Raw genomic sequence first — 16,924 nt, 5'->3', positions numbered from 1 at the left:
TAGTACTCACCCTGATCGAAACGCTGGCCCGGGCCGTGCCGTGCTGGAATCGTGACCTTCACGTGCGGGTGTGGCTGAGTGGCTAGGCACCGGCCTGCAAAGCCGTTTACACGGGTTCGAATCCCGTCACTCGCTCCACGTAGTCCGGCCCGACTCGGGCACCCTCTCCCCGTCCCGGGTAACTGCCGCGGCACCGCTTGGCAACAGTTCGGTAACCGCCCGAAAGGCACCGCCGCGCGGAACTTACACGTCTGTAGTTTTCCCGTCAGGCCTCACCACAAGAACGGGGGAACCATGTCTCGAACCACCACTCGCATAGCGGCGGTCACCGCTATGGCGACTGCTGGGTGCTTCTGGACGGCTCCGTTGTTCAGCCCACGCGCGGTGGCCGACATCGCCCCGGGCATCCCGTGCGCCAACATCATCCAGCAGGTCGCCGCCAACCCGCCCGACCTGAGCCAGGGTGTTCCCGGCGCGGCGTCGTCGATCTTCACCAACAACCCGCCGGTCGCCGGTGGTCCGGTTCCGCCGGCCACGGTGCCCGGCACCGTCAAGATCCCGCCGGCCAGCGCTCCCGGCACGCCGGGCCTACATACCCCGGTCAGCGGCGGCACACCGCCCGCATCGGTTCCCGGCGCACCCGGCACCGGTGTCTCCCGCTCGGTCCCGACCCCGCCCGCCGCGGTTCCGGGTACCCCGCCGGGTGGGATTGTCGGCGGTGTTCCGACGCCGCCGGCTGCGGTTCCGGGTACTCCGCCCGGTGGAGTCGTCGGTGGTGTTCCGACGCCGCCGGCTGCGGTTCCGGGTACTCCGCCCGGGGGAGTCGTCGGTGGTGTTCCGACACCGCCCGCCGCGGTGCCCGGCACGCCGCCCGCCGGCCTGGTCGGTGGTCTGCCGACGCCTCCCGGTGGCGTTGTCGCCCCGCCGGTCGGCGCGGGCCTGCCCCCGGCCGGCGTTCCCGGCGCTCCCATTGCCGACGCTGCCGCCGGCCTGCCCGGCGGAGCTGCCGGTGGCGCCGGCGCGCCGATCGCCGATGCCTCGGCCGGCCTGGAGGCCGGTGCTCAGCTCGGTGCAGCAGGCGCCGGCGGCGGCTCCGGTGCTGGTGCGGCCGGTGCCCCGGTGGCCGACGCGGCCGGCGCGATCCCCGCCGGTGTCCCCGGCGCTGCCATCTCCGATGCGGCCGGGGCGCTCCCGCCGGCACCGGCCGCCGTCCCCGGTGCTCCGATCGCCGATGCGGCCGGAGCGCTACCGGCTCCGCCGGGTGCCGTACCGCCCGGCGCACTGCCCGCCGGCGTCGGCCTCCCGCCCGGCCCGCCGGCCGCCGTCCCCGGCCCCCCGATTCCGGAAGCCGCCGTGGTGCCCCCCGGACCGCCCGCCGGTGTCCCCGGTGTACCTGCCGGCGGGGGAGTCGATGTTCCCCCCGGCCCGCCTGCCGCCGTCCCCGGTGTTCCTGCCGCCGAAGCGGTTCCGTTCCCCGGAACGCCGCCGGCCGGTGTTCCCGGCGGTGTGGTTCCCGAGTCGGCGGTCACCCCGCCGGTGCCGCCCGCCGCGGTTCCCGGTGTGCCCGCAGCCGCGGCGGTGGACACCCCGCCCGTCCCGGGTGTTGACGTCCCCGGAGCGGAGATTCCCGTGAATGTCAGCACCCCCGGAGCCCCGGGCGTCAACACCCCGGCCGCGCCTGCCGCTGCCTCGGTGCAAACCCCGCCGGCCCCGCCTGTCGCCAATCCTGGTGCAGCGCTGAATAATTCAGCGGCGACGCTGCCCCCGCCGCCGCTGTCGATTCCCGGCGGCACGGTGGGTGGCGGAACGCTACAAGTTCCCGGCACCCCGCCGGTGACCCTGCCGGGCGTGCCCAGCGCGGCCTCCATCCCGGGTATCAGCACCCCGCCGGCCGCGGTCCCCGGCACCCCGGGAACGATCTCGACCGAGGGCCTGCCCGGCGTGCCCGCCGCGGTCCCGGGCGTTCCGGCCGCCGCGTCGGTCGACGGTGTTCCGACGCCGCCCGCGGTGGTGCCGGGTACCCCGGGCGGTCCGGTGGTCGGGGGCGGTAACACACCGCCGGTCGACATCCCTGGTACGCCGGGTGTCCCCGCCGTCGAGACGGGCGGCACGCCGCCCGCGGCGGTGCCGGGCGCACCGGGGGCGCCGGTGGTCCAGACTGGCGGCACTCCGCCTGCGGCGGTGCCGGGTACGCCCGGTGCGCCGGTCGTCGAAGGTGGCGGCACTCCGCCCGCGGCCGTGCCCGGTACGCCGGGTGCGCCGGTGGTCGAAGGTGGCGGCACTCCGCCCGCGGCCGTGCCCGGTACGCCGGGTGGCGGTGGTGGCGGTGGTGTACCGACCCCGCCGGCTGCGGTCCCCGGTGGGCCGATCGGTGGCGGTGGCGGCGGCGGTGTCCCCGGCGGCGTGGCGGTGCCCGACGCTCCGGTGGGCGCTGGTGTGCCCGCCGGTGTGCCCGCGGGCGCCATCAGCGATGCGTCAGGCACTGCCGGCCCGGCCGCGGCCGCCCTAGCCGACACCTCAGGTCAACTCTCGGGTTCGGCATTGCCGGCTGGCGCGGTCGCCGGTGGCGGCGGAGCCGGTGCCGGCGGTGGAGGGGGCGCGGGTGCCGGTGCTGCCGCCGCTGCAGCCGAAGGCGCTGTCGGAGCCCCGATTGCCGATACGTCGGGCATCGTGAGCCCGCCGGCCGGCGTTCCCGCCGAAGCGATCGCCTCGGCTGCTGCCGGCCTGCCGACCCCGCCCGGTGCACTGCCCGCCGGTGTCGGTGGCGGTGGTGGCGGTGGTGTGCCCACGCCGCCCGCAGCGGTGCCCGGACTGCCCGGTGGTGGCGGTGGTGGCGGCGTTCCGACCCCGCCGGCCGCAGTCCCCGGCGTGCCGGTCGTCGACACCGGTGTGACGCCGCCGACGCCGCCCGCTGCGGTTCCGGGTGTCCCCGTGGTCGATACCGGCCTCCTCCCGCCGACGCCGCCTGCGGCGGTGCCGGGTGTGCCGGTCGTCGACACCGGTGTGGTGCCGCCTGCGCCGCCCGCCGCGGTGCCGGGCACCCCGGCCGTGAGTACCGGGGGGACCCCGCCGACGCCGCCGACGCGACTGCCGGGCAGCCCGATCGGCAACATCGATGCCTACCCGGCGACGCCGCCGCGCGCCGTGCCCGGCAACCCCGGTGTCAATGCCGCGGCCAGCACTCCGGGGCTGCCGAGCCTGATTCCGGCCGCGCCGATCGCGAACGCGGCGGGATCACTGCCGACGCCGCCGGCCGGTGTCCTGCCCGCCATGGCCCAGGGTGTGGCGACGCTGTTGTCGCCGCCGCAGATCACCATCCCGGGCATCCCCGGGTTCGGAATCCCGCTGCCGACGACGATCTCGACACCACGGGACCTGCTCTGCGTCGGCACCGGGTGGTCGGCCGGCAAGGCGGCGCCGACGTCGGGCGCCCCCGCCGGCGCGGTGCTCGGGGCGGACCTGCCCAAGGCTGGTCGCTGGTTCGACCACTGAGCGGCGGTCTGACACGGTGGGGGTCCTCACCGTGTCGACTTGGTCACCTGCGCGAAGCTGAACTGCCAACGCTCCACCACGTGGAAGCCGAACCGGCTGGGGACCTGGTAGGCCATGGCCCGGCCCAGCCGCGGGCCGGGCTTGAGCGCGATCCCCTGCTCGTGGTCGGGCAGTGTCGGGTCGCGCTCGGTGACGGTCCAGATCGCCGGACAGCCGGGCATCTTGTCGGCCCACGTCCACACCGCGAGATGGCTGTCCCACAACCTGTTTCGTGCGACTGCCGGTAGTCCGCGGCCATAGTCGTGCAGCTTGGCGAAGGCCGCGGGCCGTGCGGCGATCAATGGCCGGATCGGACCGGGCTTCCACGCCGTCGAATTGTCCATCACCAGGCAGTCACCGGGATTGGCGTGGCGGGTGATGACGTCGGCCACCTGGCTGTAGTCCATGCCCTCTTTGGCGTAGGGCCCGCGCTGGGCAAGGTAATTGGGGGTGGCGGCGAACGCGAATGCCAGCAGCAGCGCGGTGATTGCGGCGCGTGAGCGCCCGACGACCACGATGCACAACCCGAGCAGTAGGGCCAGCGCGGGAGCCGTGAACGACAGATACCGCGGGTAATAGACGGGGTGGCGAACCACTGAGTAGATCAGCAGCGCGGCGGTCGGAAGCACGATCCAGGAGATCGCCGTGATGACAAGCCGGCGTGGCTGCTCGCCCGCCACGGCGACAGCCCTTGAGCGGCAGAGCATTCCCGCCGTCAGCGTGAGTGCGCTCAGGATCGCGAATGTCAACGAATGGTCGAAGTACTGTTCGCGCAGGATCTTTCCCACGGTTTGCCACCCCACCCCGGAGATCCAGCCGACCTGGAACAGCTGGGTCTGGGAGAAGGCGAGAAACGGCGCTACCGCCGCGGCGGCGACCAGAGCCGCCACGGCCCACCGGATCCGGGCGCCGCGCGCGTCGCAGAACACTGCCACCAGCACGGCGTGCACGGGCAGGATCAGTACCACGAATACGTTCAGGAGGGCGCCGACGGCCACCAGTGCCGCATAGCCGGCCCACCAGCTCAACCGATCGCGCCGAATCGCGTTGATGCACAACACCGTCAGCCACACACCGGCCACCATGCACAGCGCATAGGAGCGGGTTTCGATGCCGGCCCAGGTGACGCGCGGGAGTAGCGCGAAGACGACCCCCGCCGTCACTGCGACCGAGCGCGTCGAGAGTTGACGGCCCAGCACCACCACGCCGGCCGCGGCGAGCCCGACCGCGAGGGAACTGGACAGCCGCGACCAGAATTCGGTCGCCGGGAAGAGGGCGAACCAACCGTGCATCGCCAGGTAGTAGAGGCCATGGACGGCATCGATGTTGCCCACCAGGCGCCACAACTCCCCGACGCTGCGGGTGGCGGCGGAAATCGTGGCCGCCTCGTCGAACCACAACGAGGGCCGCGCCGCACCGGCGGCGCTGACCGCGATCGCGAAGACCGCGACTGCGAGCGCATCGAGTTGCCGAGCGGGGTGCACCGACCGCTCGACAATGCCAGTCACTCGCTCTGGCCGGAAAGTAATGCTCACGCCGGTTATCCCGTACCCATGTCCGTTGGTGTGCAAAACCGTAGCCTGCATGGACTGCGGCCGCGCGACATGCTGAGGCGGATACGCCGAATTCCGGGCTGTACTGGTTATCCGGGCAATGGTGTGGCGGCGCCGACAAAAATCAATGCATGCGATCCGGATTTGCAATTCGGCATGCTGTCACAAAACTCACCGAATCCATGAGAAATGTGTTTCCGCCGGTAAACTGGCGTTCAACGATGTCGCGAAAGTGCCGCGTGGGGTGAATCGCACCCTGGGGAGGTGCCGAAGCGTTACTGTTCCGGATGGCGCTGTCACTGGAGACTGGAGGGTACGGATGGGCGGTTACAAAACCGTGGTCGTCGGAACGGACGGCTCGGATTCCTCGCTGCGTGCAGTCGATCGGGCGGGTCAGCTCGCCTCAGACCCCGATTCGAAGGTCATCGTGGCGACCGCCTACTTCCCGGCCTCGGAGGACACTCGTGCCGCCGACCTGTTGAAGGACGAGGGCTACAAGATGTCGGGCAACGCCCCCATCTACGCGATCCTGCGTGAGGCGCGCGACCGCGCCAAGGCCGCCGGTGCGGCCAACGTCGAGGAGCGCGCCGTCGTCGGGGCGCCGGTCGACGCCCTGGTCGAACTCGCCGAAGAAGTCAACGCCGATCTTCTCGTCGTCGGCAACGTCGGCCTGAGCACGATCGCCGGCCGTTTGCTGGGTTCGGTGCCTGCCAACGTGGCGCGCCGGTCCAAGAGCGACGTGCTCATCGTGCACACCACGGGCTGAGTGCTGGCCCGTACCAGCGCGAGTTCGTGAGTACCCCGCCGAACACTGCTCGTACCAGGCTCTGGGTTGCAGGTGAGCTGAAGGCCGAGGATTTTCCGCTCGCGGATGTGTCGGTCCACCTTGGTGAGGACGACGGACTGGTCTGGGTGGATCTGTGCAACCCCGACCACGACATGCTGTGCCGGCTGGCCGATGAACTCGGCCTCGATCAGCATGCGGTCGAAGATGTCGTCGAGCGCAGTGAGCGGACCAAGGCGACCCGCTACGCCACCCACACGTTCCTCACGGTGTATGCCACCGCGCTGGGCCCGCAGCTGGCCAATGATCTGGAGTCCCGGCTCCTCACCGCACGGGTGTCGATCTTCGTGCTGCACGGCGGCATCGTCACGGTTCGGCACGAAATCGACCCTGCCCAACCGGTTTTCGACATCGACGAGGCGGTTCGCCGCTGGGATGACAATGCCGATCTGCTGCGGCTGGGTAGTCCGGCCCTGCTGCACGGACTGCTCGACGTGATCGTGGACGGCCAGTTCGAGACCATCCAGGACCTCGACGACGCCATCGAGGCACTCGAGGACGGACTGTTCGACGAACGGGCGCAGACGCGCAAGATCCAGCGCGACACCTACCGGTTGCGCAAGGAACTCGTCGAACTGCGCCGGATCGTGCTTCCGATGCGGGAAGTGATCAACACGATCATGCGCCGTCGAGCCGAGCGCGGCGACACCGTCGAACTGGACAGCTGGTACGCCGACCTCTATGACCACGTCATCAGGGCGGCCGAGTGGACCGAGTCGCTGCGCGACATGATCACCACCGTCTTCGAGACGAATCTGTCGCTGCAGGACGCCCGTTTGAACACCATCATGAAGAAGCTCACCGGATGGGCGGCCATCATCGCGGTGCCGACCGCCGTCACGGGCTGGTACGGCCAGAATGTGCCGTACCCGGGCTTCAACAATCCGGCCGGGGTGATCGCGAGCGCCGCGATCATCCTGATCGCCTCGACCCTGCTCTACGTGGCGTTCAAACGACGCGGCTGGATCTGAGACCGGCTAAGGCTCGACGTCTTCGTCGCCGCCGGTGAACACCTCTTTGGTGCGTTCCACCGCGTGGGTGGCGATGTCGACGGAGTCCTGAACAATCGCACCGACGCCCTCGGTGACATTGCCCCGGAGCACGTGAGCGGCGTCTTCGACGATGTCGGAGGCCTTCTCGACGGCGTGGGTGGCGATATCCCTGGCCGCGTCGAGTGCGTTCTTTGGATCGAAGCCCATCAGACCCTCCTGGTAGTGGATGGTCTCGACACTAGACGTCACCAGCCGCGTTCGCGCCAGTCCTGCAGATGCGGGCGCTCGGCCCCCAGCGTGGTGTCGTCGCCGTGACCGGGGTAGACCACGGTGTCATCGCCGTACACGTCGAACAGGCGGCTGCTGACGTCACTGAGTAGCTCCTCGAAAGCGCCTGGCTCCCAAGTCTTTCCGACGCCACCCGGGAACAGGCAGTCCCCGGTGAACAGGTGCGTGGCGGTACGTTCGCCGCTTGGGCGCAGTGCCAGTGCGACCGATCCGGGGGTGTGGCCCCGCAGGTGGATGACGTCGAAGGTGAGGTCGCCGACGTCGATGGTGTCACCGCCGGCCAGCAGGCGGTCCGGCGTGACCGGCAGCGGTTCGGCGTCGAGCTGGTGGGCCGCCGTCGGGGCGCCGGTGGCCTCGGCCACTGCGGCCAGCGCCTGCCAGTGGTCGAAGTGCTGGTGGCTGGTGAGGATCAGGGCCAGTTTGGGCGCGTGCTCGCCGACGAGCTCGACCAGCAGCTGCGGGTCGTTGGCGGCGTCGATGAGCAGGCTCTGCCCGGTCGAGGAACACGTGACCAGGTAGGCGTTGTTATCCATGGGGCCCACCGAGGTCTTGATGATGGTCGCGCCGGGCAGGGTGCGGCGCGCCGAAGCCTGCGGTTCGACATGTCCGGTGTAGGTGTCGTCGACGACTGTCACGGCCGCCACGTTACTTGTCGGAGGGCCGACATAGCATGGGGACGATGTATTGGGTGCCCGGAAAACCCGCAGGAAGGGGAGCTGGTGGCTGACCGGCTGATCGTCAAGGGCGCGCGTGAGCACAACCTGCGGAGCGTCGATCTGGACCTGCCCCGCGACAGTCTCATCGTGTTCACCGGGCTGTCCGGCTCCGGCAAATCGTCGCTGGCGTTCGACACCATCTTCGCCGAGGGGCAGCGTCGCTACGTCGAGTCGCTGAGTGCCTACGCCCGTCAGTTCCTCGGCCAGATGGACAAGCCGGACGTCGACTTCATCGAGGGTCTGTCGCCCGCGGTGTCGATCGACCAGAAGTCCACCAACCGCAACCCGCGGTCGACGGTCGGCACCATCACCGAGGTGTACGACTACCTGCGTCTGCTCTACGCCAGGGCGGGCACCCCGCACTGCCCGGTCTGCGGCGAGCGGATCGCCCGGCAGACCCCACAGCAGATCGTCGACCAGGTGCTGGCCATGGACGAGGGACTCCGGTTCCAGGTGCTGGCGCCTGTGGTGCGTACCCGCAAGGGCGAATTCGTCGACCTGTTCGACAAGCTCAACACCCAGGGCTACAGCCGGGTCCGGGTCGACGGTGTGGTGCACCCGCTCACCGACCCGCCCAAGCTGAAGAAGCAAGAGAAGCACGACATCGAGGTGGTCGTCGACCGGCTGACCGTCAAGGCCAGCTCCAAGCAACGGCTCACCGATTCGGTGGAGACGGCGCTGAACCTGGCTGACGGCATCGTCGTCCTGGAGTTCGTCGACCGGGAAGACGACCATCCGCACCGGGAGCAGCGGTTCTCCGAGAAGCTGGCCTGCCCCAACGGGCACCCGCTCGCGGTCGACGACCTCGAGCCCAGGTCGTTCTCGTTCAACTCGCCCTACGGCGCCTGCCCGGAATGCAGCGGCCTGGGCATCCGCAAGGAAGTCGACCCTGAGCTCGTGGTGCCCGACCCGGAGCTGACGCTGGCCGAAGGAGCGGTGGCGCCGTGGTCGATGGGCCATAACGCCGAGTACTTCACCCGCATGCTCGCCGGCCTCGGTGAGGCGCTGGGTTTCGACACCAACACGCCCTGGCGCAAGCTGCCGGCCAAAGCCCGCAAGGCGATCCTGGAGGGCTGCGACGAACAGGTCCACGTCCGTTACAAGAACCGCTACGGTCGAACTCGCTCGTACTACGCCGACTTCGAAGGCGTGATGGCCTTCCTGCAGCGGCGGATGGAACAGACCGAGTCCGAGCAGATGAAGGAACGCTACGAGGGCTTCATGCGTGACGTTCCGTGCCCGGAGTGCGACGGCACGCGGCTCAAGCCAGAGATCCTGGCGGTGACGCTGGCGGCGGGGGAGCGCGGCGCCAAGTCGATCGCCGAGGTCTGCGACCTGTCCATCGCCGACTGCTCGGATTTCCTCAACGAACTCACCCTGGGCCCCCGCGAGCAGGCGATCGCCGGTCAGGTCCTCAAGGAGGTCCAGTCGCGGCTGGGCTTTTTGCTCGACGTTGGCCTGGAGTATCTGTCGCTGGCCCGCGCGGCGGGCACGTTGTCCGGCGGTGAGGCGCAGCGGATCCGGCTGGCGACCCAGATCGGCTCCGGTCTGGTCGGGGTGCTCTACGTGCTCGACGAGCCCTCCATCGGGCTGCATCAGCGGGACAACCGCCGGCTGATCGAAACTCTCACGCGGCTAAGGGATCTGGGCAACACCTTGATCGTCGTCGAACATGACGAGGACACCATCGCCCATTCCGACTGGGTGGTCGACATCGGTCCGGCGGCCGGTGAGCACGGCGGCCGGGTGGTGCACAGCGGTCCCTACCAGGAGCTGCTGAAGAACGCCGACTCCATCACCGGTGCGTACCTGTCTGGGCGGCAGCGCATCGACGTGCCGGACATTCGCCGGCCCACCGACCGGCGCAGGCAGCTCACCGTCGTGGGTGCCCGCGAACACAATCTGCGTGACATCGACGTGGCCTTCCCGCTCGGGGTGCTGTCGGCGGTGACGGGCGTGTCGGGGTCGGGAAAGTCGACGCTGGTCAACGACATCCTGGCCGCGGTCCTGGCCAACAAGCTCAACGGTGCCCGCCAGGTACCCGGTCGGCACACCCGGATCAACGGCCTCGAACACGTCGACAAGCTGGTCCGCGTCGACCAGTCACCGATCGGCCGCACGCCGCGGTCCAACCCGGCCACCTACACCGGGGTGTTCGACAAGATCCGCACGTTGTTCGCCGCCACCACCGAGGCGAAGGTCCGCGGCTATCAGCCCGGCCGGTTCTCGTTCAACGTCAAAGGTGGCCGCTGCGAAGCATGTTCGGGCGACGGCACCATCAAGATCGAGATGAACTTCCTGCCGGACGTCTACGTCCCCTGCGAGGTCTGCCACGGCGCCCGGTACAACCGGGAGACTCTCGAGGTGCATTACAAGGGCAAGACCATCTCCGAGGTGCTCGACATGTCGATCGAGGACGCCGCGGAGTTCTTCGAACCGATCACCGGTATCCACCGGTACCTGCGCACGCTCGTCGACGTCGGCCTGGGTTACGTGCGGCTGGGCCAGCCGGCCCCCACCCTGTCCGGCGGTGAGGCCCAGCGCGTCAAGCTGGCCGCCGAACTGCAGAAGCGCTCGACCGGCCGCACAGTCTACATCCTCGACGAGCCCACCACCGGCCTGCACTTCGAGGACATCCGAAAGCTACTCAAGGTGATCAATGGCCTTGTGGACAAAGGTAATTCGGTGATCGTCATCGAACACAACCTCGACGTCATCAAGACCTCGGACTGGATCATCGACATGGGCCCAGAAGGCGGCGCCGGCGGCGGGACGGTGGTCGCACAGGGCACACCCGAAGACGTCGCGGCGGTGCCGGAGAGCTACACCGGCAAATTCCTTTCGGAGATCCTGTCGGCCTCCGCTCCGGAGCCTGCACCGGCGCCGAAACGTACCGCCACCCGGCGGCGCAAGGTCAGCGCCTGAGCAATTCGACCGTGACGTGATCGGCGCGGCCGCTGCGTCGCATCCGAAAACCGTCACACCGGATCGTGTTTGGTGCGCCGCATTCGGTGTATTCGCACCGTGGTGGGCAGTCGCTCACCACCGCCGGTGCGCCTCACCGCGCTGCCTGTACCGACGGGCTTGCGTGGCTGGTTCGCCGCCTACCCCGGAGGACTCTCATGTCGTCGCGCAATACCCTGGTCCGCGCACTTCACGATCTTGGCGCCGCTGCATGGTTCGGCGGATCGCTGATGGGAGCGGTCGGTGTCAACGGCGCCGCCGCCGCCGTCCGCGACCCTCGCGACCGTGCCAGGGTGGCCGCGGTCGGATGGGGGAAGTGGACCCCGGTCAATGCGCTGGCGATTGGCGCTCACATCGTCGGGGGCATCGGCATCCTGTCCGCCAACCGAAACCGTGCCGAATATCAGTCCGGAGTAAAGGCCAACACCGCGGCCAAGCTGGCCGTCACCGGCGCAGCCCTGGCTGTCACCGTATCGAGTGGGGTCCTTGGGGCCAAAGCCGCTCAGGGCCAAGGGCATTCCGTCGAAGGTGCCACCGACCCGCGTCCGTCGACTCCCGATGATGTCGCCGTAGCCCAGCGGACGCTGCGCTACCTGCAGTGGTTGCAGCCGGTGCTCACCGGTGCCATTGTCCTTCTCGGGGCGCAGCAGGGTGAGCAACAGCGTCCCAGCCAGATGCTCGCCGGCCTCGGCCAGACGCTGGCGCGCCGGATTGGCGATCTCGAGGGGTGAAGGCAGAAGTGGACACTCAGTCCTGGGCGCCGAGGGTCACGAGTTGTCCTGGTTGCGCATCGAGGCGCGGATCGCCTCGAGCCTGTCGTGCGCCGCTTTCTGGCGCGCCTCGTACTGCTCCTCGATGCTGCGTCCCTCGGGAGTCTCGGCATCCAATTCCGCTGAGCCCAGAGCAGTTCCGTACCGCGTCTCGATCTTCTCTCGGACCGAGTCGAACGTCGGTACTCCGTCGGGGGTGTAGCCGGTGTCCACCGCAGGCGCGGGCATCGGTGGCTGCGCCGGCACTGGAGGCGTCTCGGGTTCCGGCTTGGCGTGGCGGGGGATGTAGTCGTCGGCCATAGCAGTCACGGTACTCCCGGCGGGCCATCGTCCCGATGACTCAGCGCGCTGCCGCCTGCAACGGTGGCGGCGGTCCGGCAGCCGCGATCGTCACCGGCCCCGGCGGCCGCACCGGCGGCACCGGCAACGCCACCGGCGGCACCTCGGGTGTGCCGATCTGACCCGCCAGCCACGGCAGCGCGGCGGTGAACACCCGAGCGGCGAACGGCCAGTCGTGCTTGCCCGGCTGGGCCACCACCGCACAGTTGATACCGTCCGCGCTGCCCAGCGCGCACAGGGTGTTGGCCGCGGTGGTCTGGTCGCCGGGGTTCGGGTTGGCGTCGCGCCCGCCGAGCCCGGTGGCGCCCACCGTGATCGTCTGCGGTGTCGTGGGCCGGTTGGACGGGGTACCAGAGATAGCGAACCAGGCCGAGATACCTTGATAGGGACCGTGTTTGGTGATCACCGTCGCCGGGTCGAACGAGGCGTACGCGGCGGCGTCACCGCCGAACAACCGGTCGATCGTCTGGATCTTCGTCCCGGAGTTGGGCGCGAAATCACCGGCGATGTCGACGATCGAGCTGAACATGTCCGGATGCATGGTCGCCAGGTCGACCGCACACGTGCCGCCCATCGACCAGCCGACGACGCCCCACCGTGCGCGGTCGGCGCTCACGCCGAAGTTGGACTCCATGAACGGCACGACGTCCTTGGTGAGGTGGTCGGCGGCGTTGCCGCGCGGACCGTTCACACATTCGGTGTCGTTGTTGAACGACCCACCGGAGTCGACGAACACGAACACCGGCGCATTACCGTGGTGCGCGGCGGCGAACTGGTCGATGGTCTTGATCGCGTTACCGGCCCGCAGCCAGTCGGCCGGGGTGTTGAACTCGCCCCCGATCATCATCACCGTCGGCAACTTCGGCGGCGGGTCGGTGGCGAAGTAGGCGGGCGGCAGGTACACCCACTCGCTGCGGTGCTTGAAATGTGAAGCGTCCGAGGGGATGTTCACCGACAGCACGGTGCCGGTGGGCGGGACGGCATGGTGGGCCACCATGGCGGTCACGGTGGCACGGTCGGTCTGATCGGGCAGCGGCCCGGCGGTGAGCTGATTCCACGCCGTCTGGACGGTGGGGAAGTAGCCGACCCAGAGGTTGAGCATCAGCGCCGCGGACAGGGCGCACAGTGGTATCGCGAGAACCGACATACCGCGTCGCCACCAGCGTGCGCCGCGCCACCCCACGACGGCGACAGTGGCGGCCACCCCGGTCACGGCGATCCACACCCACAGTTGATGCGGTGCGGGGTCGCCGGCCAGGCCGTCGTCGGCGATGCTCCAGTAGGCGTAGCCGGCCAGCAGTGCGCCGAGGGCCACCGCCAGTGGCACCCACAACAGTCGCCAGCGGCGGGACCGCCAACCGATCGCCAGCACCAGCACGACGCCTGCCACGATCTGGGCGATCAGCGGTACCCAGCCGTGCATCAGCGAAATGTGTTGCGGGAACGGACTCGCCGTGTCCGCCAGGAACGTGTCGGCGACCATCGTCGTCGAAGATGTCACCGCTCTATCGTGACCAAACTTTCTGGGAGGTCGCTGTGAGCCTGCCGTGAGCCGGCGTCAATATCGGTGGCTCAGCGGGGCTTGGCCAGCGGGAACGGCAGCGTCTCGCGGATGCTACGGCCGGTGATCATCATGACGACACGATCCACGCCCACGCCCAGGCCGCCGGTCGGCGGCATCGCGTACTCCATCGCCTGCAGGAAGTCCTCGTCGAGCTCCATCGCCTCGGGGTCGCCATCGGCGGCCAGCAGCGACTGCTCGAGCAACCGGCGGCGCTGTTCCACCGGGTCGGTGAGCTCGCTGTAGGCGGTCCCCAGCTCGACACCCCAGGCCACCAGGTCCCAGCGCTCGGCGACCCCGGGCTTGCTGCGGTGCGGCCGGGTCAGCGGCGAGACGGAGGTGGGGAAGTCGGTGTAGAACGTGGGCGCCTCGGTGCGGTCCTCGACCAACCGTTCGTAGAGCTCCAGCACCACCGCGCCGGCGTCCCAGTGCGTCAGGTAGGGCACCGCGGCGGCGTCGCAGAGCCGGCGCAGCACCGGCAGCTCGGTCTGGGCGTCGATCTGTTCCCCGAGTGCCTCCGACACCGCGTCGTGGACGGTCTTGACCGCCCACGTCCCGGAGATGTCGACGGGCGCGAGCGCGCCGTCGGCTGCACCGCCTTGCACGGGTCGCATCACCACCGCCGAGCCGTTGGCGGCGATCGCCGCGTTCTGGATGAGCTCCCGGCACCCGTCGATCCACACCCGGTAGTCGGCGTGTGCCTGATAGGCCTCCAGCAGGGTGAACTCGGGGTTGTGGCTGAAATCCACGCCTTCGTTGCGGAATGCGCGACCGAGTTCGAAGACCCGCTCGACACCGCCGACACAAAGCCTCTTGAGATAGAGCTCAGGGGCGATGCGCAGATACAGATCCAGGTCGTAGGCGTTGATGTGGGTGACGAACGGACGGGCATTGGCCCCACCGTGGATCTGCTGCAGGATCGGGGTCTCGACTTCCAGAAAACCCTTGGCGAACAACGTTTCCCGGATGGCATGCAGGACATTGCTACGGGCCCGGATCAGATCACGCGCCTCGGGGTTGATGGCCAGGTCGACGTAGCGGGCCCGCACCCGTGCCTCCGGATCCTGCAGGCCCTTGCGCTTGTCGGGCAGTGGCCGCAGGCACTTTCCCAGCATCCGCCAGTGCTGCACGATCAGCGACCGGGTGCCGTTCTTGCTGTAGCCCATGTGCCCGCCGGCCTCGACCAGATCGCCGAGATCCACGCCGGCGAAATCCTCGGCGGTCCCGTCGAGTGCCGACTTGTCCAGCAGCAGCTGCACATCGCCGGACCAGTCGCGCAACTGCGCGAACACCACACCGCCGTAATCGCGGGTGCGCAGGATGCGGCCGGCAACGGTGAGATGGACATCATCTGCCTCGGCCAGCGCCTGGGCCACGGTGTGGGTCGGCGGCGTGCCGACTGGATAGGCGTCGATACCCTTGTCTTGCAGAGCTTTCAATTTCGCCATCCGGACCCGAACCTGATCGGGCAGCCGCGCTTCGGCGGCCTCGCCCACCGGCTGCGTGGCCAGGCGATCGGTGTCGGGGGCACTGCCGTCGGCATGCAGGCGGCCGCTGGCGGCCAGGTCGTGCGGCACCGACGAGTGGTGGCCGGTGTGCTGCTTGCCGCGCCGGGTGAACGGCAGCACCAGGAAGCCCTCGGCGATCACCGAGGCCACTCCGACCCGCGGGATCAGCCGGGCGTCCTCGTAACAGGCGTAACGCGGCACCCACTGCGGCTGGTACTTCATGTTCGACCGGTACAGCGTCTCCAGCTGCCACCATTTGGAGAAGAACACCAGCAGCGCCCGCCACAACCGCGCCACCGGGCCTGCACCGAGCTGCGCACCTTGTTCGAAGGCCGACCGGAACATGGCGAAGTTGAGTGAAACCCGGCTCACACCAATGTCTTCGGCGTTCTGCATGAGTTCACTGACCATCAGTTCGATGGTGCCGTTGGGGGACTGCGGCGACCGGCGCATCAGATCAAGCGACAGCCCGTTGTTACCCCACGGCACGAGCGAGAGCATCGCCACCACCTCACCGGAGCTATTTCCCGGGTCGCCCTCGACGGCCTCGACCAGCAGGCAGTCGCCGTCGGCGGCGTCGCCGAGCCGGCCCAGCGCCATCGAGAAGCCGCGTTCGGTCTCGGTGTCCCGCCAGGTGTCGGCGCGCTTGATCACCGCGGCCATCTCCTCGGCGGAGAAGTCGCGGTGCCGGCGCATCCGCACCGTCAGACCGGCCCGGCGGGCCCGGGTGACGGCCTGGCGCACCGCGCGCATGTCCGACCCGGACAGATGGAACTTGTCCGGGTAGAGGATGGCCTCGTCGCCGAGCTGGAGGGCATTGAGCCCGGCTTCCCGAAACGCTTGCGCGCCGGTGGAACTCGCACCCATCACACCGGGAGCCCACCCATAGGTCTGGCACAGGTCCAGCCATGCGCCGATGGCCGCCTGCCAGGCGCGCGGGTCCCCGATCGGGTCGCCACTGGCCAGACACACGCCGACCTCGACGCGATAGGTGATCGCCGCGCGGCCGTTGGGCGCGAACACCACCGACTTGTCGCGGCGGGTCGCGAAGTAGCCCAGTGAATCGTTCTTGCCGTAGTTCTCGAGAAGTCCCCGGATGGCCGACTCGTCCTCGCCGGTGAGTGCGTTGTCGGCTCGCTGGGACTGGAACAGCACGATCGCGGCCACCATCAGCGCGAGCGCCCCGAACAGGCCGAGCAGCGCGTTGACGAAGACGTGGGGGTGCCCGGTGAAGGCATCGGCGCCCGCGCCGGCGAACGCACCGACCCGGTTGAGCGCGTACCAGAATCGGTCTTCGCGGGCCAGCGTCCCCGGGGACAGTTCCAGCAGACCCCAGCCGACGACGGTGCCGATGGCCATCCCGGCGACCAGGGTCGCGGCCGCCTTGAGCAGCGCTCCGCGGCGGACCCGGGCCCAGAATTCGCGGTAGGCCAGCAGCAGGAAACCGATGGCGGCCACGTGGAAGACCAGACCGATGACCTCGCCGATGTCGACGGCTTCGGTTTCCCCTCCGGTCAACAGGTCCAGCGCGTTCCACACCGAGGCGGCGGCCATGTAGAACACCAGGATCCACCAGGCGATGCGCTTGCGGGCGGCCAGTGCGGCCGCGAGCAGGCCGAGCACGAATGCCCACGCGAAGCTGGTGTCCGGGAAGTTGAAGATGTAGTCGTTGATGAACTCCCGCGGAACCCTGATGATGTGCCGCAGCAACGGCGAGACGCTGGACAGCAGCGACAGGCTCGCGATGACGCCGATGATCCACCCTGCTGCCGCGGGCACCCAGCGGAACCGTGAGGTTGGCCGACTCGTGGTGACGGTCATAGGCTGCGAGGATATTCGCTCGGCCTGCCAGATGGTT

The 16,924-nt window shown here is 69.3% G+C and carries 11 protein-coding genes and 1 tRNA gene; 6 read left to right on the top strand and 6 right to left on the bottom strand.

What is annotated here, in order from left to right:
• Window positions 1–64: 64 nt before the first annotated feature.
• Together G6N35_RS08305 and G6N35_RS08300 are read left to right on the top strand one after the other, a co-directional pair.
• A tRNA-Cys gene (locus tag G6N35_RS08305) sits at window positions 65–138 on the top strand.
• Between the two features lie 195 nt (window positions 139–333).
• Window positions 334–3,492 (top strand): hypothetical protein, encoded by a 3,159-nt coding sequence (locus G6N35_RS08300; protein WP_163803823.1) that lies wholly within the window; start codon window positions 334–336, stop codon window positions 3,490–3,492.
• Window positions 3,493–3,518: 26 nt separating this feature from the next.
• On the opposite strand, the gene G6N35_RS08295 is transcribed toward G6N35_RS08300, so the two are convergent.
• Window positions 3,519–5,117, bottom strand: a complete 1,599-nt coding sequence (locus G6N35_RS08295; RefSeq protein ID WP_163803822.1) for a glycosyltransferase family 39 protein — start codon at window positions 5,115–5,117, stop codon at window positions 3,519–3,521.
• Between the two features lie 286 nt (window positions 5,118–5,403).
• Between G6N35_RS08295 and G6N35_RS08290 the strand changes: the two genes are divergently transcribed.
• Window positions 5,404–5,850, top strand: a complete 447-nt coding sequence (locus G6N35_RS08290; RefSeq protein ID WP_163803821.1) for a universal stress protein — start codon at window positions 5,404–5,406, stop codon at window positions 5,848–5,850.
• Between the two features lie 26 nt (window positions 5,851–5,876).
• Window positions 5,877–6,899: a magnesium transporter CorA family protein gene (locus G6N35_RS08285; RefSeq protein WP_163803820.1), complete on the top strand. Its 1,023-nt coding sequence runs from the start codon at window positions 5,877–5,879 to the stop codon at window positions 6,897–6,899.
• A gap of 6 nt (window positions 6,900–6,905) precedes the next feature.
• Here the strand turns inward: G6N35_RS08285 and G6N35_RS08280 are convergent, their stop codons facing one another.
• Together G6N35_RS08280 and G6N35_RS08275 are read right to left on the bottom strand one after the other, a co-directional pair.
• The gene (locus G6N35_RS08280; RefSeq protein WP_163807550.1) at window positions 6,906–7,127 is read right to left on the bottom strand and encodes an Rv1893 family protein; all 222 of its coding nucleotides are present in this window, start codon (window positions 7,125–7,127) and stop codon (window positions 6,906–6,908) included.
• Window positions 7,128–7,165: 38 nt separating this feature from the next.
• On the bottom strand, window positions 7,166–7,843 hold the full coding sequence (locus tag G6N35_RS08275) for an MBL fold metallo-hydrolase (RefSeq protein WP_163803819.1): 678 nt from the start codon (window positions 7,841–7,843) through the stop codon (window positions 7,166–7,168).
• An 84-nt stretch (window positions 7,844–7,927) separates the two neighbouring features.
• Between G6N35_RS08275 and uvrA the strand changes: the two genes are divergently transcribed.
• Together uvrA and G6N35_RS08265 are read left to right on the top strand one after the other, a co-directional pair.
• Complete coding sequence (gene uvrA, locus G6N35_RS08270; RefSeq protein ID WP_163803818.1) at window positions 7,928–10,849, top strand: excinuclease ABC subunit UvrA; 2,922 nt, start codon at window positions 7,928–7,930, stop codon at window positions 10,847–10,849.
• Between the two features lie 197 nt (window positions 10,850–11,046).
• A complete protein-coding gene (locus G6N35_RS08265; protein ID WP_163803817.1) occupies window positions 11,047–11,619 on the top strand; it encodes a hypothetical protein in 573 nt (190 codons plus the stop codon).
• A gap of 36 nt (window positions 11,620–11,655) precedes the next feature.
• On the opposite strand, the gene G6N35_RS08260 is transcribed toward G6N35_RS08265, so the two are convergent.
• From G6N35_RS08260 to lysX, 3 genes are all read right to left on the bottom strand, one after another.
• A complete protein-coding gene (locus tag G6N35_RS08260; protein WP_407664520.1) occupies window positions 11,656–11,958 on the bottom strand; it encodes a PspA/IM30 family protein in 303 nt (100 codons plus the stop codon).
• Between the two features lie 40 nt (window positions 11,959–11,998).
• On the bottom strand, window positions 11,999–13,498 hold the full coding sequence (locus G6N35_RS08255; protein WP_407664519.1) for an alpha/beta hydrolase: 1,500 nt from the start codon (window positions 13,496–13,498) through the stop codon (window positions 11,999–12,001).
• A 71-nt stretch (window positions 13,499–13,569) separates the two neighbouring features.
• The gene (gene lysX, locus G6N35_RS08250) at window positions 13,570–16,887 is read right to left on the bottom strand and encodes a bifunctional lysylphosphatidylglycerol synthetase/lysine--tRNA ligase LysX (RefSeq protein WP_163803816.1); all 3,318 of its coding nucleotides are present in this window, start codon (window positions 16,885–16,887) and stop codon (window positions 13,570–13,572) included.
• Window positions 16,888–16,924: the final 37 nt, after the last annotated feature.

The sequence above is a fragment of the Mycolicibacterium anyangense genome (genome assembly GCF_010731855.1).
In the GTDB taxonomy this organism is placed as follows: domain Bacteria; phylum Actinomycetota; class Actinomycetes; order Mycobacteriales; family Mycobacteriaceae; genus Mycobacterium; species Mycobacterium anyangense.
The sequence above is the reverse complement of the archived record's forward strand: the minus strand, read 5'-3'. Positions and strand labels throughout refer to the sequence as shown.